We start from the raw sequence: 21,720 nt of genomic DNA on the forward strand, positions 1-21,720 counted from the left end.
GCTAAGTTTTTCTAGTGCAAGCACCAGAAAAACTTCGCTCGACTTGCATGTATTAGGCACGCCGCCAGCGTTCGTCCTGAGCCAGGATCAAACTCTCCAAATAAATTTGTTAGCTTGATTAGCTCATTAAAAAGTTTTATAGTTCCTTTTTAGAACTGTCCTTTTTTGGAATTAACGTTGACTTAATTCGTTTAGTTTTCAATGTTCAAGTTTGTTGCGATTAGCAACTTTTATAGTTTAACATTTTTATTATTCGATGTCAAGAACTTTTTAAAAGTTTTTTAAAAAATTTTTTAACATTCGGTTTTTAAAAAATGTTATTTTAGTCTTCTTTCCTGAAGACTTTTTCTATTCTATCATCTCATTTATTCTTTGTCAAGAATTTTTAGTAACTTTTTTTAGTTTTTTTCTTAACATTATAACACCATATTTTCCATGATTGTTCGTCTACTTTTATCGAATATTCTTATAATTTATAAATTAAAAATAAAAAAAAGCAGAAAATCATAAATTTTCTGCTTTCTTCTATAATAAATGTTATTTTCTTAATAATGAAATATTAAGTTCTAATAATTGTTCTAAGTCCACTGGAGATGGCGCTTGTGTCATCGGGTCAGCTGCATTTGCAGTTTTAGGGAATGCAATAGTGTCACGTAAATTATCACGTCCAGCTAATAACATTACGAATCTATCTAATCCTAATGCACATCCTCCGTGTGGTGGAACTCCATATTCAAATGCATCTAATAAGAAACCAAATTGTTCTTGTGCTTGTTCTTCTGTGAATCCTAAAGCTTTAAACATAGAAGATTGGATTTCCTTATCGTAAATACGGATACTTCCTCCACCTAATTCATAACCATTTAATACTATATCATACGCTTGAGCATATGCTTTTTCAGGTGCAGTTTCTAATAATTCTACATCTTCTTCTTTTGGCATAGTGAATGGGTGGTGCGCTGCACTATATCTTCCTTTTTCTTCATCATATTCTAATAATGGCCAGTTTACTACCCATAGATAGTTGTACTTATCTTTATCAATTAAGTCTAAATCAGCAGCTAATTTTTGACGTAGTGCTCCTAATGAAGCATAACATACTTTTTTAGTATCTGCTGCAAATAGAATAATATCTCCTACTTCAGCATCTACACGAGTAACTAACTCTTGTGCTACTTCATCTGTAAAGAATTTAGCAATAGCTCCGTTTAATCCTTCTTCTGTAACTTTAACCCACGCTAAACCTTTAGCTCCATAGTTAGCTACATATTTACCTAAAGCATCGATATCCTTACGAGAATATTTATCCGCACAGCCTTTAGCAACGATACATTTAACTGCTCCACCTTGTTCTACTGCATTAGAGAAAACTTTAAAGTCTAAGTTTTTAACTAAATCACTAACATCTTTTAATTCCATATCGAAACGAGTATCTGGTTTATCACTACCAAATCTTTCCATCGCCTCTTCATAATCTAATCTTGGGAATGGTAAGACAACATCAGTACCTTTTACTTCTTTCATTACATGAGCAATTAATCCTTCGATCATAGTAAGGATTTCTTCCTGAGACATAAAGCTCATTTCCATATCAATTTGAGTAAAGTCTGGTTGTCTGTCAGCACGTAAGTCTTCATCACGGAAACAACGAGCAACTTGGTAATATCTATCAAAACCAGCAACCATTAATAATTGTTTAAATAATTGTGGAGATTGAGGTAATGCATAAAATTCTCCTGGGTGTACTCTACTTGGTACTAAGTAGTCACGTGCTCCTTCAGGTGTTGATTTTGTTAAAATTGGAGTTTCAACATCAACAAACATATTGTTATCTAAATAATCACGTGTTGCTTTCGTAATTTTTGAACGTAATTGAAGCACTTCAGCTAATTCTGTTCTTCTTAAATCTAAATAACGATATTTTAGACGTAATTCCTCACTTGATAAACTAGCATCATCTAATACGAATGGTAAAGTTTTAGCTTTTGATAATATTTCTAATTTATCAGCAATGATTTCTACTTTACCTGAAGGAATTTTATCATTTACAGTATTTTCACTTCTTGCTACTACTTCTCCTTCTATAGAAACAACAAATTCATTTCTAATAGTACTAGCTAATTCATGTGTTTCGGTATTTTTCTCACCTGAGAATACACATTGAACTATTCCCATTCTATCTCTAACATCAATAAAAATTAGGTTTCCTAAATCACGTCTTTTACTTACCCAACCTTTTACTGTAACTCTTTTTCCTATATATTTCTCATCTATATGACCTGCATATTCTGTTCTTCCGTATGCACTCATTATTTTTCTCCTTTCAGTTTCTCTTCTAAATACTTAACTATATTGTCAAATTCAACATTCTCTTGGTCGTAAGTTTTCATATCTTTAACAACATACTGACCATTTTCCAGTTCACTATCCCCAATTATTATAGAGAATTTAGCATTATATCTATCTGCTAACTTCATTTGAGCTTTCATTTTTTTATCAAAATAATCACTTTGAACTTTATAACCAGCTAAACGTAAATCATTAGTAAGTTTAACACCAGCATCTCCGGCTTTTTCACCCATGGCTACAACGAATGCATCTATTGTGTCATCGATAGGTAATTCTATATTTTCACTTTCTAAAGCTAGTAATAAACGCTCAATACTTAACGCAAATCCGATTCCTTTTTTATCTTCTGGACCATCTAAAAGTTTTATTAATCCATTATAACGTCCGCCACCACAAAGTGTTTTAAGTTCCACTTCTGGATTATCAATCATAATTTCAAATGCAGTATGCGTATAATAGTCTAAACCACGAACTAAATTGTGATCAACTTCATACTTAACACCTAAAGCATCTAAGTGTCTTAGTACTTCTGCAAAATATTGTTTTGATTCTTCTCCAAGGTACTCTAATAACTTAGGCGCATTTTTAATAAGTTCATGCTCTGCATCAACTTTACAATCTAGAATTCTCATTGGGTTTTTATAAAGTCTATTATTACAATCTTCACAAAACTCGTTAATTCTTGGTTCAAAATGTTTAACTAACGCTTCATTATATGCTTGTCTTTCTTCAGGATTTCCTAAAGAATTGATACTAACTTTAATATTTTCGATTCCAAAAGATTTATAAATATTATATGCTAAGCTAATTACTTCTGCATCGATTTTTGGACTTTCTTCACCAATTACCTCCACTCCATATTGAACGAATTGACGATAACGACCTTTTTGTTTTCTTTCGTATCTAAACATTGGTCCCACATAATAAAGTTTTTGAGGTTGAATAGTTTTAGCGAATAATTTATTCTCAATATAAGAACGTACTGTTCCTGCTGTCCCCTCTGGTCTTAAAGTTATCGAACGATTCCCTTTATCCATAAAAGTATACATTTCTTTTTGAACTATATCTGTTGTATCCCCTACACCTCTACTGAAAAGTTCTGTTGACTCAAACATTGGAGTTCTAATTTCTTCGTAACAAAATGAATCACTAATTTTTCTTAACTTTTCTTCAATGTATTGCCATTTTTTACTTTCTTCAGGCAAAATATCTTGTGTACCTCTCGGCATTGTTATTACCATAAATAATCTCCTTCCTAAATCTTACTAACTACTTTCTAATCTAAATTTCCAAATAAAAAATTAAAAACGCCCCACATAGCAAACGCTACATGGGACGATAAGTAATTTCGTGGTGCCACCCTAATTCATATCAGAATACTGATACCTTAATTTACAATTATTTAATTTTATAAAAAGTGTTCCTTACTTTAATCATTAATACCCTATCTTCCAGCCCATGGATAAGACTCTCTCTTATTAAAACATAAAGCAAAATTCTTTTTACTATTACATTCTGTCACTATTATTTAACTATATTACACTAAACTAACTATCTTGTCAAGAATAGAAATGCATAAACATTGACAAGAAAACGGAACCAAATTTCTACTTTATTTATTTACATTCAATCTTTAACCTTGATTTTTTATAATAATCAGTATAAAATAGTTGGGTGATGTCTTTATGAAAGGAGAACCCTTAATGAAAAAATTCTTTTCACTACTACTACCAATAATAATGATAGTATTGATAGTTGGTGGAACCTATTTTTACATGCATTCAGGTAGCGAAAAAATAAAAAACGAACACTCAAAATATGTATCATTAATTAATGACGATCATGATTTCGGTGCTGGTTTAAAAGGTTTAGAATCTTTAACAACTGAAAAAGCAAAAAGTGTTCTATCTAATGTAGAAAATGAAATAGAAACAGCTACTGAACTAAAAAGTATTGATGAATCTTTAAAAAGTGCAGATATTGAATCTGCAGAAAATCACTTAGATAAAGCTAAACAATTAGATACTTCTAAAACTTTCGGTAAAGCAACCAACTGGTTTAATACTGAAATTAGTAACTATAAAAAAGCTGTAGAAGAGATAAATGAATTAGATATTTACGCTGAAGACTACGATACTTTACTAAAAAATATCGTTGAAAAGTACCATTTTAACTACGACAGTATTAAAAAGAAATTATTAGGAAATAAAGATAATGACGAAAAATCTTCTGATTCTGAAAAAGTAGACGATAAAGATAACGTTGAACAAAAAGCAAATGATTCTGAATCTGAAAAAGAAGAAAAAGAAAAATCTAAAGATAAAGAAAAAACTAAAGAAACTAAAACTCAAAAATCATCACAGTCTAAAAAATCTTCAACACCTAATACACAAGTCCATCCACAAATTTATGGACAACAAACACCAGAAACATACAATACACTACGTTATACTCAAGAAGGTAGCGTAAGCAGAAATATTGTAGAAAATGAATTAAAAGGTGATATTTCAAACTTTTCAAATGAAGAAATAAACGCAGCTATCGCAAGATATAACGCAAAAAATCAAGGTTAATCATTAGATTAACCTTGATTTTTTATTTTATTATTTTTCTACTGCGATTACTTCGATTTCAATATTAGCCCCTAAAGGTAAAGCTGCTGCTTGGAATGCAGATCTAGCTGGTAATACATCTTGGAATTGTTCAGCATATATTTTATTAACTTCTGCAAAATCAGAAATATCTTTTAGTAATACTAAAGTTTTTACTACATGATTCATAGAACTTCCTGCTTCTTCTAAAACTGCTTCAATATTTTTAAATACTTGTTTAGCTTCTTCTAAAACTCCACCTTCTACAATTTTCCCTGTTTCAGGATTAATTCCTAATTGACCAGAACAAAAGATTAAATCCCCTACTTTATTTGCTTGAACATATGGTCCAACAGCTTTCGGTGCTTTTTCCGTATTAACTTTTTTAATTTCCATTATAAAGTTCTCCTTTATTTATATTCTTTTAACTATATTCTATCATAATAGTTTACTTTAGTCAGCATTTTTTTAAGAAAATAGCAAAATTTTTCCACCTCATAAAACCTAATTTAAAAATAAAGTAAACCGTTTCAAAGAGTCCTCGTTATGGCAAAGCTAATAAAAAGAGGTCATAAAAATTATGACCTCTCATTTTATATTACTCTTGTGCTACTTCAGCTTCTTTTGCCATTTGTTCAGCTTCTTCTTTCAATTTATCAAGATGCATTAGATTTGTTAGGTAATCTCTTAATAAAATCAATATTACCCCAAAGACAGTAACCGCAATTGCGATAGATGTAAATACTTGAGTAAATGTTAATTTTACAGTCAATTTAGCTAAGTACCCTGAAATAATATTAGCTAATGATGTAGTTAAATACCAGAAACCTACTGCTAATGATGCGTATTTTGCTGGTGCCAATTTGTTAAACATTGATAATCCAATTGGTGATAGGAATAACTCCCCTACTGTTAATAAGAAGTAAGCTATAAGAATATATGAAATACTCATTTTTAAGCCACTATCAATAGTACCATTAATTGTTTTAACACCTATTACCATCACTGCAAAAGCAATACCAGAGAATAACATACCTACTCCCATCTTAGTACCTGTTTGCAAGTCACCTTTTTCTGTTTTACTTAATTTCACCCATAAAGATCCAAACATCGGAGCCATTATTACGCACAATAGACCGTTAAATGAAATTAACCAAGGTGTTGGTACATTCCAACCAAAGATACTTCTATCTACAGCTTTTTGAGTTAATATCGCAAATGAAGTTTGAGTTTGGTTCCATGCAGACCAGAATAAAGTACAGAATACAAACATTACTGCCATTGCTTTCATTCTATCTTTATCTACTTTAGTTATAGGATGGTTCACTACTGATTTAACTTTATTACTAGCAGTAGGATATTTACCTTTATCTTTTAACCATGATGGTGCTAACACTAAGAAAATCAAAAATTGAACAAATGATAACACAGCAGCCGCTATAAATCCAATACGATAACCATAAGATAAAATATTACCACTATTATCAATATTAGCAAACCATTGGTCAGTAATTAATCCAAAAATAATAGGTCCAAATAAACTACCAATGTTTATAGCCATGTAAAAAATACTATATGCGGCATCTTTCATAGTTACTTGGTCACGTTCATATAAAGCCCCTACTAATGCACTAGTATTCCCTTTACCAATACCAGCTGCAATAAGTAAGATAGATAAACTTAATAAAACAGTCCATAACTGAGTAGTAGAGAAATACAATGCAATATAACCAAACGTACTCATTAACGTACCAAGTAGTATAGATTTTTGTAATCCAAGATATTTATCAGCTAGCCAACCTCCTAGAATCGACATCATATATCCAATTGCTGAATAATAACCATATAACTCTGTCGCAAAACCACGTTCTAAACCTAGACCGTTTTCCGCAGGACTAGCTATAAAGAATAGAATTAAAAATCCTACAATCCCATATGCATAAAAACTTTGTAAACCTGTAGTAATATTAGCCAAAAGCAAACCTTTAGGATGCTTCATTTGTTCTTTATGTTCCATAAAGTTTTCCCCCTTTTTATTTATAATACTACGCTTTCATTATATACCATTGAAAATCATGATTCAATACACTTTTCAAAATTTTAAAGTTTATGTATACCAGCAAAATAAAGGGTTTATTACATATTTTTTCATAATCTTTATTGTTTTTCTACCAACCTACAAAAGCTCACTAAATTATAATTTTATTATTTAAGAAATAGAATTATAAAATGTAAATTAATGAAAAAAATAAAAACCCTATTAAAAATAGGGTTTTTACAATTAATTTTCTGAAAATTAAAGAACAACTACGTTAGCTGCTTGTGGTCCACGAGCACCTTCTTCTACTGAGAATTCAACTTTATCTCCTTCTTTTAAAGTTTTGAATCCTTCTTTTTGGATGCTTGAGAAGTGTACGAATACATCTTTTTCACCTTCTACTGCGATAAATCCAAATCCTTTTTCCTCGTTAAACCATTTTACTGTACCTTGTTTCATAAGCTACAATCTCCTTCTTATTTATTTTATTATCAATAATCAGACGTATTCTTGCTAAGATAATAAATAAAATAAATGGGATATTATATTAACACTTAAAAAACTTAAAACCTGTATTACAATTATTACTATATCTTTTATTGACTTTTATTAGTATATCTTAATTATCAAAAATAAGCAAATGAAAAGACTTACTATTTCCATAAAAAATATATATAAGTTAATAAACTGTATGATTTTATCGACTAAATCTTTATAAAAAATAAAAAACACCTGTCGGTGCTTTTTATCTTAGAATTCTTCATCTTCACTTTTAATATTAAATTTAGAAACAATTCCTTCATTATCGAAGTCATATACATCTTCATTTTCTTCCATGTCTTCATCTTCGATTAATTCATCAACTTCGTCATGGATATCTCCAGTTTCTTCTTCAACTAATTCTTCTTCATCTTCTTCAATTGCAAACTTATGAACACTTGGTTCTACGAAGTTTTTAATATCTTCTACTAATAAACTATCTCTAAGTTTCCAACTTCCATCTTCAACACAAACGAATCTTCCATCTAAGTTTAAGTCTGTATAGAAATATGCAGCTTGAGTATCAAATTCTTCATCACTAGCATCTCTTAATGGTTTAATGTAGTCAAGAAAGTCGTAAATATTTAATCTTTCTATTCCTTCTTCTACCATATAAGCATAACATAAATCTATTAATGACATTTCCTTAATCTTTTCAGTACTTAATTCTTTCAAATTCACCATCTAATCCTAATTCCTTTCTACCTAATCTACATTTTCTCTGGAGCTGATACTCCAATTAACTCTAATGCATTTCTTAAAGTTATTTTTACCGCTGTAATTAAAGCTAAATAACTTTCAGTTTGCTCTTTATTTTCAGTAATTACTTTGTTATTATTGTAAAACTTGTGGAATGAACTTGCTAGATTTTGTAGATAATTACATATTCTATGAGGTTCATAATTTGTTGCTGCTTGAGCAACTATTTCAGGGAAATATGCTAAGTTTTTCAATAATTCAACTGAATATTCATCAGTTAGTAACTCATAGTTACAATTTTCAATATTGAAATCACCTTGTTCACTTGCTTGACGTAGAATTGAACAAATTCTAGCGTGTGCATATTGAACGTAGTAAAGTGGGTTATCACTTGATTGTTCTTTAGCAACTGCAAAGTCAAAATCTAAATGACTATCTGCACTTCTCATAACTAAGAAGTAACGAGCAGCGTCAGCACCTACTTCATCGATTAAATCACGTAAAGTAATTGCCTTACCTGTTCTCTTACTCATTTTTACAACTTCACCATTATTTAGAAGTTGTACCATTTGCATTATCAACGCTTCTAGTTGTTCAGCTTTGTATCCCATAGCAACTACGCTAGCTTTAAGTCTAGCAATATATCCATGGTGATCAGCTCCAAGAACATCTAGTAATAAATCAAATCCACGATCTAATTTATTTTTGTGATAAGCTATGTCACTTGTAAGGTAAGTTAATGATCCGTCTGCTTTTATTAAAACACGGTCTTTGTCATCACCAGTACCTAGGGCAGTAGTTTCTAACCATAAAGCCCCATCTTTCTCATAAACATAACCTTGTTCTCTTAACGATTTTAAAGCTTTATCTACCAATCCATTTTCATACAATGATTTTTCACTAAAGTAAACATCATACTCTAATCCAAAATCACCTAAGTCTTTTTTAATATTTTCCATTTCATATGCTACAGCATAGTCACGAATAAAACTCTCTAAATCTTCTCTTTCTAATAGAGAATCTCCAAATTCATCTTTTAATTTTTGACCAAGAACTTTAATATCTTCACCATGGTATGCATCTTCTGGAAGTTCCGCTTCTAATCCTAAAGCTTGTTTATAACGTACAATAGCAGAAATAACTAAGTTATTAATTTGATTTCCTGCATCATTAATATAATATTCACGAGATAAGTCATATCCTGATTTTTTCATAATTCTAGCTAACGAATCAGAATATGCTGCATTTCTAGCATGTCCAACATGAAGTGTTCCTGTAGGGTTAGCTGAAACATATTCTAAAAGAACTTTTTTCCCTTGACCTACATTATTTTCTCCATACTTCTCATTATCAGTTAAAATTTTACTAATAACACTTCCTAAACTTGATTTCTTAACATAAAAGTTAATAAATCCAGGTCCTGCTATTTCGATTTTTTCTATTGATTCATCCTCAGGTATATTACTAATAATTTCCTCGGCAATAACTCTTGGATTTTTCTTTAGTACTCTTGTCAATTGCATAGCAATATTCGAAGAGAAATCTCCATTATCATTATTCTTTGGAGTTTCTACATAAATATCTACTCCGCTTATCTCCAACTTAGCCAAGGAACTTTGTAATAATTCTATTATTTTATTTTTCACAAAAAGTTCCTCCAAATAATTCTATTCCAAATTTTTTTTAATTAATATTTTTAATTTATTTTGTTGTTTTTCATTTCTATCAAAAAATATATTATAGACAATTTCATACATTACTAGATTGTTTCTTGATTTTTTTTCCATAGAAACTAATTGTGTATCTAATTTCACATTACCATAAATAGTGTTATAATCACTACTTTTACGGCTATATCCAATATGCGTTTTTAAATTGTCTTTCTCTATACTAACACTTTCTTTGATTTTGTCAATAAAAATTTTTATTTTTTTTTCATTTTTATCATTATATACTATTTTTTCATAGCTTATTTCTTCTGAAAACTCTCCGAAATGCTTGTCTTCATAGACTTTTTCATTGTCTGTATATGTAGTTATTTTTATTTCCATATTATCTATTGTAAACTCTCTAACTCTTCTTCTATTTCTAACCAAGTATTATTTAAATCTTCTATTTCTTGATTTAAACTTCTTAGTTCTTCATTATATTCCTGCACCTTAATAGCATCTGTATATACTTCTTCTTTAGTTAATTCATTATTTACTATGGTAACTTTCTCCTCTAATGATTCTATTTTCTCTAGAAGTTCTTCGCGTGTTCTTTCTAACTTACGAATTCGTTTTTTCTCTTCTTTTCCTAGAGCATAGTCATTAGCAACCTTTTCCTGAACTTCATCAGTTTTTTCTTCTTTTAGTTTTTTAGCTATTAATTCTTGTTCACGTTTTTCTAAATAATAGTCATAATTCCCTAGATATATACTATAATCATCTCCAGTAATATCCAATACTTTATTAGCTATCTTATTAATGAAATACCTATCATGACTGACAAATACTATTGTTCCCTCATAGTTTTCTAAGGCATCTTCTAGTACCTGTTTACTAGTAATATCTAAGTGGTTGGTTGGTTCGTCTAGAACTAACAAATTATTTTTTTCAAGCATTAGCTTAGCTAATTGCAAACGAGCCTTCTCTCCACCAGATAAATCTCGAACAATTTTCAAGACACTATCTCCTCTAAATAAGAATCGTCCAAGTACTGTTCTTACCTCAGCTTCTTTCATCAATGGATATTCATCCCACAACTCATTTAATATTGTTTTTGATGATTCAAACTCAGCTTGTTTTTGATCATAGTAACCTAGTGATACTTTACTACCATAATGAACACTACCACTTATGGCATTTTGTTTTTTAGCTATAGTTTTAATAAGGGTTGACTTTCCTATACCATTTCTTCCAACTATTGCAATTCTATCACCTTTATAAACAGAAAAATTATAAGCATTACCTACTTGTTTTCCATCATAACCCACTTTTAAGTTTTCTATCATTAAGACATCTCGACCACTTTGTTCTTTAATATTAAACTCAATATTTGCAGCCTTATCGTCTTTTTTAGGATTATCAATAAGTTCCATTTTATCTAGTACTTTTTGACGACTTTTTGCCATTTTACTAGTAGAGGCACGAGCTATATTTTTTTGAACGAATTCTTCCAATCTCTTAATATCTTTTTGTTGACTAGTGAATTCCTTTAATTGTTTCTCATAATCTTCTTCGTATTGTTTTAAGAACTTAGAATAGTTTCCTACATATTTTTTAAGCTTTCCAAATTCTAAGTTATAAACAACATTTACTACCTTATCTAGGAAATATCTATCGTGACTGACAATAACAATTGCCCCATTATATGAACTAAGATAATTTTCTAACCATGCTACGTTTTCCATATCAAGGTGGTTGGTTGGTTCGTCAAGGATAAGTAAATCTGGTTCACTTAATAGAAGTTTCGCCATTGATAATCTAGTTTTTTCTCCACCAGAAAAAGTACTAATTTTTTTATCAAAAACATCTTTTGTAAAATCTAATCCATATAATACACTCTCGATTTTACTTTTATAATGGTAATCTTTATGTGTTAAAACTTCATTTTGTAATCTATCAAACCTATCTAAAAGTCCAGGATCTTTTTCTATATTTTCAGGAGTTAATTCATATGATAGTTTTTCTAAGTTTGCTTCTAATCCTATAATCTCATCAAAACATGTTATCATCTCTTCATATATAGATAAGTCTTCTCTAACTATAAATTCCTGAGATAAATAACCTATAGTCGTATTTTTTGAAACAGTTCGTTCTCCACTATCAAAACTCAACTCACCAGATATTATTTTAAGCAATGTACTTTTCCCAGCGCCATTTCTTCCGACAATAGCTACACGATCCTTATCATTTATTTCCATCTTAACATTAGAAAAAATTTCGTTAACCACAAAATTTTTCGTAATATTATTTAATTGAATCAGCATTTACTTTCTCCTTTCTCCAGATTTTTCTTTTTTCTATATTAATTATATAAAACTACTATAATATTTATTTAACTAAAACATTATACCATACAATATTTTATAACGCTAATATTCTACGTATCTATATTATAAAAATATATTAAATTATATCAACTGATAACGTTTATCAATTAAATATAGGTGCTTCTTCTTTTACTTTTATGTTTTAAAATATAGTGATTTTATTAAATTATTTGGCTTAATTTTTAATAGCAAACTATCACTATCCTTTTTAATGTACTTACTTATACAATTTATAAAAAAATATTTACCTCTATTTCTCCAGGTATTTTTATCATAAAATCATTGATTTTTCAATGTTTCTGTAAAGAATATTGTTACTATAGATTATAAATGTTATAATACAAGTATAAAATTTTATTCAGGGGGTATTTCTTAATGAAATCGAAAAAAATATTATCAGTTCTTATGGCAGCTGGATTAGCATTTACTCTTGTAGGATGTGGTAATTCTAATTCTAACTCATCTTCACAAAACTCTAATCAACCAGCTGATTACGTTGAAGGAGTTTCTTTAGATAAACCAATGAAAGTTGATAAAGAAGCTGGTACTGTTACAGTACTAACAAAAGTTAACGGTAAATACTTTGATCAAGCTACACGTCACAACTCTGTAGAACAAAGTGGTACTAACGGAGCTAAATCAATTTTCACAGCTTATGCTAAACCAGAAGAATTCTATAACGCTCTAATCGAAATTGGAGCTCAACCTGGTAACAACATGACTCCTAATAACGGAGAAACTACTCACGTTGAAGGAACTAAAATCAAAACTGAAGTTACTTGGAACGGAGCAGGTAAAAAATATGATATTAACGAAGTAGTTAAAGATAGTAACGGTAAGAAAATTAGTTTCCGTTTTGGTGGAAACCTAAAAGCTGCTATCGATAAAAATACAGGATGTCTTTCTTGTTTAGATAGTTGCCCAGTTGGAATTATCTCTAATGAAACTTATACTTATGGAGCTGTTGAAAAACGTAAAGAAGTATCATTTACTGGTAACACAGATGTATTACCTGAAGACGGTACTTACGTAGCAGTTATATACAGTATTGAAAAATAATTCTTTAGAATTAATATAGTCGGAGTTGTATATTGTTTATACTCCGACTAATTGTTTAAATATAAATAAATTAATGGAGAGATTTAATGAAACGTTTAAGACTATTATTTTACTTTACAACTATAGGTATAGCTCTTGGATACTTCTTCGCTGTTCTTCTATCATTCTTCGTTCAATATGCAATGTTAGCAGATGAAAGCTTAGTAGTATTCGTATGGACTGTATATGGAATTATGACTGGTTTTGTATTCAAAAAAATCGGTAATAAATATGGGTTCTTTATTATAGAAGGATTAATTCTTATTATGATGCTTATCGCTGGAAGAATGAACATTCTTTACTATATTACTAAAGAAGTATTAGGTTTAACATCAATAAAACAAGTACAAACACCATTCCTTATTGCATTAGTATTAATTAACCTTATTAACTTATACATCATTTTAACTCGTTCTAAATACCAAAAAGTATATACTAAAGAAGAACTTAAAAAAGTTAAAGAAGAAGAAGTTAAACTTAGTGATTTACGTCATGTAGACCCAGAAGAAGAAAAACGTATGAAACAACAACGTAAAAAAGTACGTATTATTACACTTGTTTGTTTCGCAATCTTCTTTGCAGTATACTTCGCTGTTCCGAGTTTTAAATCTGGAATTAATACAGCATTCGCAACATTATCACAATTCGATACAAATGCAGTTATCGAATACTTACGTGGTTGGGGAGCATGGGCTGCAGTAGTATCAGCTATTCTTATGGTTCTTCAATCTATCGCTGCACCTATCCCAGCATTCTTAATTACATTATCTAACGCAGCTATTTTCGGTTGGGTTATCGGAGCAATTCTTTCATGGTCATCTGCAATGGCGGGTGCCGCTGTGTGTTTCTACATAGCTCGTGGATTAGGACGTGATGTTGTTGAAAAATTAACTAGTAAAGGTGCTATGGCGAGTGTTGACGTATTCTTTGAACGTTACGGCGACCGTGCAATCTTAATTTGTCGTCTATTACCTTTCGTATCATTTGATTTTGTAAGTTATGGGGCAGGTCTTACTAATATGGGATTCTGGCGTTTCTTCATAGCAACAGGGGTTGGTCAATTACCAGCAACAATTGTTTACTCATATGTAGGTGGAACACTTTCAGGTGGGGCTCGTAACCTATTTATCGGATTAATGTGTCTATTCGCATTATCTATCGTAATAGGAATTATGCGAAGAATCTACAATGACAAACACAAAGTTGAGGAAGAAAAAGCTGCTGCTCACACAGATAAAATAGAAAAATCTGAAGTAACAGAAGCAGCAAAATAATTTTGTTCCCTGAAAACAAATCAGGAGGTAATTAGCAATTAATTACTTCCTGATTCTTTTTTTATTTTTAATAACTAATACCACTCTGCACTAGATATGTTGAAAATAGAAACTTCTTACTATCTAGTATAACATTACTATCAGCTATAAGATTCTTACCAATATAGATCGTATAATCTCCCACCGAATACTTTTCGTATTCTTCTATATAGTTAATTTTATCCGTGGCTATAATTCTAATAGACCTATTTTGCCTACCACCTCAGCATTGTATTTCTTCTAATTTTATTACAATAGTATTTTTATTCTTTTTTTCTAAATAATCTTTAGCATTTTTTGTAATTTCAATATTCATAAATTTTTATCCCCCAAAAATTATTCTATTGCTTTTAACGCTTCAACCATATTTACTTTCTTCAATCTACGATGCATAATTAACATTACGACAATAGTTATTAAAATAGTTATACTAGAAGCTAGTACATACACTATTATCGGTACTTCACTACTAAACATCATATTCCTTGCAGCAAGTTCCAAGATTATTTTTAGATATAATTGATAACCTAGATAATTACCAAGAATTATTCCTACTATACTTAAATAGAAAATCTCTCTAAAGACATATATTGTTACCTCACTAGGGTAAAAGCCAAGCACCTTAATAGTAGATAACTCTCGAATCCTCTCTGATACATTGACATTTATTAAGTTATACAGTACTACAAGAGCTAGCATTAGAGAACATGCCACCATTACAGCTACTATAATATCTATCCCTTGAATCGCATTATCTAGTGTAACCTGTATTTTAGAATTATCTACAATATTCACTATATTTGCATTATCACTTAATTTTTTCGATAAATTTTCAACATCGGATGGTGTTCCATTTGTTTTTATCATAAATGTATTATCTTGATAATCTTTTCCAAATACTTCTTTATAATAATTTTGATCCATATATGCAATATGTCCAAAATAGTTCTTAACAATAGCTCCTACTTTAAAAGTATATTCCTTATTATTTACGATCATTGAAAAATTGTCTCCGACACTTAAGTTATGTAAGTACGCTAATTTTTCATTGATTGCTATACCATCTTTCGGTAAATCTATTATATCATTACCATTTTTTAAAGTTATATAATCTTTATAGTTATCTCTATCTAATGCTAACAACTGAATACTATCTAAAACATCATGATTTTTTTCAATTGTTGCCAGTTGCATATTAATTTGAGCATAACGCTCTACTTTTTCATTACTTTGTATTTCCTTGGAAATATTATCAATATCTTCTTTATCAATATAAGGATTATAAGTAGCTACTATATCTACTTTATTCAACTCTCCAAACTGTTCTTTCGAAATATCTACAACCCCATAACGAATACCAAATCCTATAAACATAAGGGTTAAACAACCTAATACTCCAAAAATCGTCATCATCATACGCACTTTATAGCGGAATATATTTCTAAATGTTACTTTACGTAAAAACGATAGTCTTTTCCAAATATATGGTATTCTTTCTAAAACAATACGACTACCTCCGCTAGGAGCTTTTGGTCTAAGTAAATATGCACTCTTTTCCTTAAGATTCTTTCTTAAAGGAATATATATTGCTAACATAATACAGCCAATTGCTAAAACAAATGCTGATAATAATATAACTGGACTATAAACAACCATAGGTTTATTCAGTGTGTAGAATCTTGCATATGAATTATAAATTATTGGTACAACTATAGTATATGCCCCTATAATACCTAATATTGTTCCTATTATTGCTGAAAAGACACCATATACATAATACTTTTTACTAATACTCCAATTACTATAACCTAGAGATTTTAATGTACCTATATTAATTCTATTCTCATCAATCATTCGAGTTAGTGTAGTTAACGATACTAATAATGAAACTACAAATAAGAAAATAGAAAATACATTAGCCACAAATTTTAAACTATCTGCAGAATCAATAAACTGCGCATAATTCTCTAAGCCGCGGATGTTCTCAACTTTTATACGTGGATAATTTTCATTTTCTGCAGCTTTTCTAGCAACTTTTAATTGTTTTTCATTACTATCCAACTCTTCTTTTTGTTTATTTAGTTTTTCTAATTGCTTAGTATATTCACTATTATCAACATTTTTTAATGCCTCAACACTAGTTAAATACCCATTTAATGTCTTTTTACCTTCCGCAATCTTACTTTCATTTGAGCTTATTGCTGTTAAAGTTTCATCTTTATAGTCTTTAGCATCTTTTTCTTGTTGATTAGCCAAACTAGAAATTAAATCTTCTCTAACTTTATTAACCTCATCAATATACTCTTTCGAGCTATATAAACTTGGCATATTTTTTAACTTTATATTTACTCCACTAACACTATCATATACAAAATTGTCTTTTAAAATATAACCAAAATAACTCACATTAGCTACATTATTTCTAGATACTTCGACATGATCTGCACCTTGAACAAAACCGACAATTTTATATTTATAAGTAGTTAATTTATTTTTAGCATTCTCTTCTTTAACAAACTGGATTTCATCACCAATTTTATATTTACTAGCTAATGAATCTACTAAAGCCACTTCATCACTATTTTCAGGTAATCTACCACTAATTATACTAGGTGTGGCTAATTCTTTAGGAATAGATTCCAACGATACATAATCATTCTTATTTTCTATTTGAAGCTTCTTAGTATAATATGTTTCCAACTTATCAATATTATCCATTTTATTGATAATATCCAAGTCCCCTTGGGTTACTCCTATACTATGACTAACACGTATGTCATACATATTATGCTGAGCTAAATGCTTATTATATGTATTTTCCATTGCTGGTGATGTCTCTTTTAAACCAACAAAAATAAACACTCCAAGAAACATTATTACTACAATAGATAAGAATTTTGATTTAGTTTTTAATATCTCTCTTAAAATATCTTTATTAATAGCTTTCATAACAGATTACCACTCAATCTCATCTATATTTTTTGGACTTTGATTTACAAATACCTTCTTCACTTTAGCATCATAAATCTCAATAACTTTATCCGCTGCCTGTGCGATAGAACTATTATGAGTTATTATTATTACTGTTCTCTTCTCGTTTTTACAATACTCTTTAAGTATATTTAGTATATTTTTACCAGTTTTGTAATCTAATGCCCCTGTAGGCTCATCACAAAGCAATAATTGAGGATTTTTCGCAATAGCACGAGCAATAGCTACACGTTGTTGCTCACCCCCAGATATTTGGCTAGGAAAATTATTCATTCTATGTTCTAAACCTACTTGTTTCAAAATATCTTCAGCAGGTTTAGACTGCTTGACTATTTGTCCCGCTAACTCAACATTTTCTAATACAGTAAGGTTTGGAATCAGATTATAAAATTGGAATACAAAACCAATATCTTCTCTACGATACTTTGTTAATTCCTTTTCATTTAGCCCTACTATTTCTTTTCCAAAGACATTTATTGAACCACTAGTAGCACTATCCATACCACCAATAATATTAAGCAATGTACTTTTCCCTGCTCCACTGGGCCCTAATATAACGACGAATTCTCCTTCATCTATCTCAAAGCTAATTTTGTCATTCGCTGTAACTTTATTATTGTCAGTACCATATTCTTTTACTAGATTTTTTACTACTATCTTTTCCACACCAGTCACTCCTTATATCTTCTCATTATATATTATATCATATTATTAATACATATTAATTTATATCTATAAAAAAATTTTAAAGTAAATTAATCATTTCAAACAGATTAATTTACTTTGCATTTCAATAGGTCTATAATAGTTTACGTAGAAAAGGTAGAGGTACTACCTTATTAATAACTGATTATGAAAGAAGGAGTAACTATGCTTAACATATATGAATACCCTACATGTACAACATGTAAAAAAGCAAAAAAATTATTAACTGAAAAAAATATTGAAGCAAACTACTATAATGTTAAAGAAAATACACCATCAGAAGAAGATTTTGAAAAAATATTAAACACATTTAATATTCCATTAAAAAAATTATTCAACACAAGTGGTAATCTATATAAAGAAATGAAACTTAAAGATAAATTTGATACTTTAACAGTAAAAGATGCGGTAAAACTATTACACGAAAATGGTATGCTAATTAAACGTCCATTAGTGTTCGATTTCGAGAACGATATACTGTTATTAGGGTTCAAAGAAGAAGAGTGGGAAAAAGCGCTTCTATAAGAAAAAAAATTATATTTTCTATTGATAATTATCATTAAAAATGATATAATTGAAAAGATGTGAAATCACATTGAATTACGATGTTCCTCTGTTAATCAAGAAGCATTATTAAAGAACATTTTGTAAAAAAAGGAGAAAGAAAAAATGAGCAAAATCATTGAAGCGATCACTAAATCGCAATTAAGAACAGACATTCCTGAATTTAAAGCTGGGGATACAGTAAGAGTACACGTTCGTATCGTTGAAGGTGGACGTGAGCGTATCCAACAATTCGAAGGAGTAGTTATCAAACGTCGTGGTGGAGGAATCTCTGCTACTTATACTGTACGTAAAATTTCAAACGGTGTTGGAGTTGAAAGAACATTCCCTGTTCACACTCCAAAAGTTGAAAAAATTGAAGTTGTACGTAAAGGTAGAGTTAGACGTGCTAAATTATACTACCTACGTAACTTACGTGGTAAAGCTGCTCGTATTAGAGAAGTACGATAATAAAAATAAACAAAGAAGCCCTATAACATCATGTTTTAGGGCCTTCTTTTTTATTTTGACTATATTATAATTAGATTTATACTGTAATTATTTATATCTAATGTTATAATATATTTGAGGTGATAAAATGAAATCAACTATTGAAAAAATTAATAAATTTAGAGATGACCGAAACTGGAGACAATTCCATAAAGAAAAGGACTTAGCTATATCTATTTCATTAGAAGCAAATGAGCTTCTTGAAATATTCCAATGGAAAACATCAGAAGAAGCTGTAGCAAATGATTTAGAGCATATTAAAGAAGAATTAGCCGATGTTTTTATTTACGGATTAATGCTTGCGGATAATCTAAATCTTGATGTTGAAAAAATCATTTCTGACAAAATAAAACTAAATGAAAAAAAATATCCTTTAGCTGAAAGTTTTGGTAATAAAGAAAAATATACAGAATTAAAAAAAGAAAAATAAATTTAAATACTTGATCTGACCCCAAAAAGTTAGACTTAGGATAGCGTAGTGGTTGTAATGACTGCTACGCTATCTTTTTTATATTTATACAGTCATATGTTTTATTCTATATTGCTTAGGACTTAACCATCCTAGTTTTTCCTTTATTCTCTCTTCATTATAATATTTTATATATTTTTCAATAGCTAATTTCAGTTCTCTATAACTATTATATGTAGTTCCATAATATATCTCTTGTTTTAATATTCCGAAAAAATTCTCCATCACCGAATTATCCAGACAATTTGCTTTTCTAGACATACTTTGGTAAATACGTTCCTCTTTTAATCTTTTCGAGTATGCCTTCATTTGATAAGCCCAACCCTGATCAGAATGGAAGGTTCTCCTATAAGGCGCTTTAGCTGTGACTTTAATAGCTTGTTCTAGTGCATCCATTATATTATTAGCTGATGGGCGCTCACTTATACTATAACTTATTATCTCACCATTATACATATCCATAAATGGATCTAAATAAAGTTTCTTTACTACTATTTTACCTTTTTCATTTACTTCATAATATTTAAATTCAGTTGTATCTGTAGTGATTTTCTGATGAGGAATATTAGTATTGAATCGTCTTCTAATTCTATTCTTAGCTGTTTTTCCAATTTTTCCTTTATATGAATTGTATTTTCTACTTTTTCTAGTAAATGATGTCACCTGTAAGCCTAATTTTTGTATAATTCTTTGAACTTTCTTCTTGTTTATAATATAACCTAAATTACGTAACGCACCGTATATACGTCTATAACCATAATCTTTATTATTCTTTCTTACTTCCAATATTTTCTCTTCAATTTCTTTATCTGGATTAACTCTATCAAATCTCTTCTGCCAGTACATATATGTTGCTTTTGGCATCTTCGCATATAAAAGAAGGTCTTTAAGTATGAATTCTCCTCGGAGACTGCTTATAATTCGCGCCTTCTTTTCATTTCTGCTTCTTCCGCTAAACGCAATCTCCTCGCTTCTTTTAAAAATGCATTTTCTATCCTTAGTTGTAGTAATTGATTTTCTAATTCTTTTACATATTCTTTAGATATATTATCATTTGTGGTTTGACTTGTTGTTTTCTTACTTAACTTTTTAGTTGATTTAGCCATTGAAATTTTCCGACCTTTCCTTCGTTCTCTCAATGCATCAGGACCAGCTACTCTGAAAAGATGAACCCAGTTACAAATAAGTGCTGGATTACTTATACCTTCTTGTAAAGCAATGTCATGGTATGAGAGTTCACTTGTTAAGTATAATTCTACAACAAATATCTTTTTTTCGAAAGAATATTCTTCATTTTTTCTTGAACGACGTAAGGCTTCATCTCCATATTTCTTATATTTGGCAACCCAAATTTCAATATTACTATGAGATTTTATATCATACTTTTTCGCTAATGGTATGTATCCAATACTTCCATTTAGGTACTCTAATACTACTTTCTTTTTTAATTCAAATGTATATTTTGACATAAAAATACCGACCTCCAAAAAGTTAGATTTTTTGGTCTAACTTTTTGGGGTCGGTACAACTATTAAACTATTAACATCCCTTTTTTAGGGGTGTTTTTTTATATATGATATTAAAAATAATGACCACCCCTAAAAAGGGGTGGTTTTCTCTGTGGGTATAACCCTTTGTTACTAACACGCACCTCAAGGCGCTGGCTTTCACATCCGTTCAAGCCCTATTGTATTTTGACGCCCGCTACCCGTTAAACGGGTCTATTTATTTTCTCTTATTCCCGAATGGATTTGTATATTCTTTTGTTGTCAACTTATCCATTGCGATATCATGCGATTCTTGTTCTCTGATGTATTTCCTTATCGTACTTTCATTCA

Annotated in this window: 19 protein-coding genes, 1 rRNA gene and 1 pseudogene; 6 read left to right on the forward strand and 15 right to left on the reverse strand. The window is 29.8% G+C overall.

Features of this window, described 5'->3' with window-relative positions; all coding sequences use genetic code 11:
• From T369_RS0108675 to hisS, 3 genes are all read right to left on the reverse strand, one after another.
• Nucleotides 1-103, reverse strand: a 16S ribosomal RNA gene (locus T369_RS0108675); the annotation flags it as partial.
• Nucleotides 104-537: 434 nt separating this feature from the next.
• A complete protein-coding gene (gene aspS, locus T369_RS0108680; RefSeq protein WP_031554434.1) occupies nt 538-2,310 on the reverse strand; it encodes an aspartate--tRNA ligase in 1,773 nt (590 codons plus the stop codon).
• Nucleotides 2,310-3,590, reverse strand: a complete 1,281-nt coding sequence (gene hisS / locus T369_RS0108685; protein ID WP_006364157.1) for a histidine--tRNA ligase — start codon at nt 3,588-3,590, stop codon at nt 2,310-2,312. Before hisS ends, aspS begins: the two co-directional genes overlap by 1 nt.
• Before the next feature lie 462 nt (nt 3,591-4,052).
• On the opposite strand from hisS, the gene T369_RS0108690 reads away from it, so the two are divergent.
• Nucleotides 4,053-4,922 (forward strand): hypothetical protein, encoded by an 870-nt coding sequence (locus T369_RS0108690; protein ID WP_031554437.1) that lies wholly within the window; start codon nt 4,053-4,055, stop codon nt 4,920-4,922.
• Between the two features lie 30 nt (nt 4,923-4,952).
• Here the strand turns inward: T369_RS0108690 and T369_RS0108695 are convergent, their stop codons facing one another.
• The 7 genes from T369_RS0108695 to T369_RS0108725 form a co-directional block, all read right to left on the reverse strand.
• Nucleotides 4,953-5,336, reverse strand: a complete 384-nt coding sequence (locus tag T369_RS0108695) for a RidA family protein (protein ID WP_006364155.1) — start codon at nt 5,334-5,336, stop codon at nt 4,953-4,955.
• Between the two features lie 202 nt (nt 5,337-5,538).
• Entirely contained in the window at nt 5,539-6,957 is a 1,419-nt protein-coding gene (locus T369_RS0108700; protein ID WP_031554440.1) for a peptide MFS transporter, read from the reverse strand.
• A gap of 279 nt (nt 6,958-7,236) precedes the next feature.
• Nucleotides 7,237-7,437 (reverse strand): cold-shock protein, encoded by a 201-nt coding sequence (locus tag T369_RS0108705; protein WP_006364153.1) that lies wholly within the window; start codon nt 7,435-7,437, stop codon nt 7,237-7,239.
• 291 nt (nt 7,438-7,728) lie between these two features.
• The gene (rpoE, locus tag T369_RS0108710) at nt 7,729-8,202 is read right to left on the reverse strand and encodes a DNA-directed RNA polymerase subunit delta (protein WP_031554441.1); all 474 of its coding nucleotides are present in this window, start codon (nt 8,200-8,202) and stop codon (nt 7,729-7,731) included.
• 26 nt (nt 8,203-8,228) lie between these two features.
• Nucleotides 8,229-9,863: an arginine--tRNA ligase gene (gene argS / locus T369_RS0108715; protein WP_035496591.1), complete on the reverse strand. Its 1,635-nt coding sequence runs from the start codon at nt 9,861-9,863 to the stop codon at nt 8,229-8,231.
• 21 nt (nt 9,864-9,884) lie between these two features.
• Entirely contained in the window at nt 9,885-10,313 is a 429-nt protein-coding gene (locus tag T369_RS0108720; protein WP_233417900.1) for a hypothetical protein, read from the reverse strand.
• Nucleotides 10,274-12,190, reverse strand: a complete 1,917-nt coding sequence (locus T369_RS0108725; protein WP_031554447.1) for an ABC-F family ATP-binding cassette domain-containing protein — start codon at nt 12,188-12,190, stop codon at nt 10,274-10,276. The genes T369_RS0108720 and T369_RS0108725 overlap by 40 nt, the downstream gene beginning before the upstream one ends.
• Before the next feature lie 438 nt (nt 12,191-12,628).
• Between T369_RS0108725 and T369_RS0108730 the strand changes: the two genes are divergently transcribed.
• Nucleotides 12,629-13,312, forward strand: a complete 684-nt coding sequence (locus T369_RS0108730) for a YdjY domain-containing protein (RefSeq protein WP_031554459.1) — start codon at nt 12,629-12,631, stop codon at nt 13,310-13,312.
• Between the two features lie 86 nt (nt 13,313-13,398).
• Nucleotides 13,399-14,625: a TVP38/TMEM64 family protein gene (locus T369_RS0108735; protein ID WP_031554463.1), complete on the forward strand. Its 1,227-nt coding sequence runs from the start codon at nt 13,399-13,401 to the stop codon at nt 14,623-14,625.
• Nucleotides 14,626-15,000: 375 nt separating this feature from the next.
• On the opposite strand, the gene T369_RS0108745 is transcribed toward T369_RS0108735, so the two are convergent.
• Entirely contained in the window at nt 15,001-17,613 is a 2,613-nt protein-coding gene (locus T369_RS0108745) for an ABC transporter permease (RefSeq protein WP_031554466.1), read from the reverse strand.
• A gap of 6 nt (nt 17,614-17,619) precedes the next feature.
• Nucleotides 17,620-18,321 carry an ABC transporter ATP-binding protein gene (locus T369_RS0108750; protein ID WP_031554469.1) on the reverse strand — a complete coding sequence of 234 codons (702 nt, stop codon included), beginning with the start codon at nt 18,319-18,321 and terminating at the stop codon, nt 17,620-17,622.
• Nucleotides 18,322-18,525: 204 nt separating this feature from the next.
• Between T369_RS0108750 and T369_RS0108755 the strand changes: the two genes are divergently transcribed.
• The 3 genes from T369_RS0108755 (at nt 18,526) to T369_RS0108765 (ending at nt 19,843) form a co-directional block, all read left to right on the forward strand.
• Nucleotides 18,526-18,885 (forward strand): Spx/MgsR family RNA polymerase-binding regulatory protein, encoded by a 360-nt coding sequence (locus T369_RS0108755; protein ID WP_031554471.1) that lies wholly within the window; start codon nt 18,526-18,528, stop codon nt 18,883-18,885.
• 144 nt (nt 18,886-19,029) lie between these two features.
• Nucleotides 19,030-19,374 carry a 50S ribosomal protein L19 gene (gene rplS / locus T369_RS0108760; RefSeq protein ID WP_006364139.1) on the forward strand — a complete coding sequence of 115 codons (345 nt, stop codon included), beginning with the start codon at nt 19,030-19,032 and terminating at the stop codon, nt 19,372-19,374.
• Between the two features lie 127 nt (nt 19,375-19,501).
• Entirely contained in the window at nt 19,502-19,843 is a 342-nt protein-coding gene (locus tag T369_RS0108765; RefSeq protein WP_031554472.1) for a nucleotide pyrophosphohydrolase, read from the forward strand.
• A gap of 84 nt (nt 19,844-19,927) precedes the next feature.
• Here T369_RS0108765 and T369_RS09230 read toward each other — a convergent pair whose 3' ends face one another.
• The 3 genes and pseudogenes from T369_RS09230 to T369_RS09235 all read right to left on the reverse strand — a co-directional run.
• On the reverse strand, nt 19,928-20,905 hold the full coding sequence (locus T369_RS09230; protein ID WP_324603275.1) for an IS3 family transposase: 978 nt from the start codon (nt 20,903-20,905) through the stop codon (nt 19,928-19,930).
• The gene (locus T369_RS09540; RefSeq protein WP_031554474.1) at nt 20,797-21,351 is read right to left on the reverse strand and encodes a helix-turn-helix domain-containing protein; all 555 of its coding nucleotides are present in this window, start codon (nt 21,349-21,351) and stop codon (nt 20,797-20,799) included. Before T369_RS09540 ends, T369_RS09230 begins: the two co-directional genes overlap by 109 nt.
• Before the next feature lie 256 nt (nt 21,352-21,607).
• Nucleotides 21,608-21,720, reverse strand: a pseudogene (locus T369_RS09235) (IS200/IS605 family transposase); the annotation flags it as partial.

The organism is Gemella sanguinis ATCC 700632 (assembly GCF_000701685.1).
Lineage (GTDB): Bacteria > Bacillota > Bacilli > Staphylococcales > Gemellaceae > Gemella > Gemella sanguinis.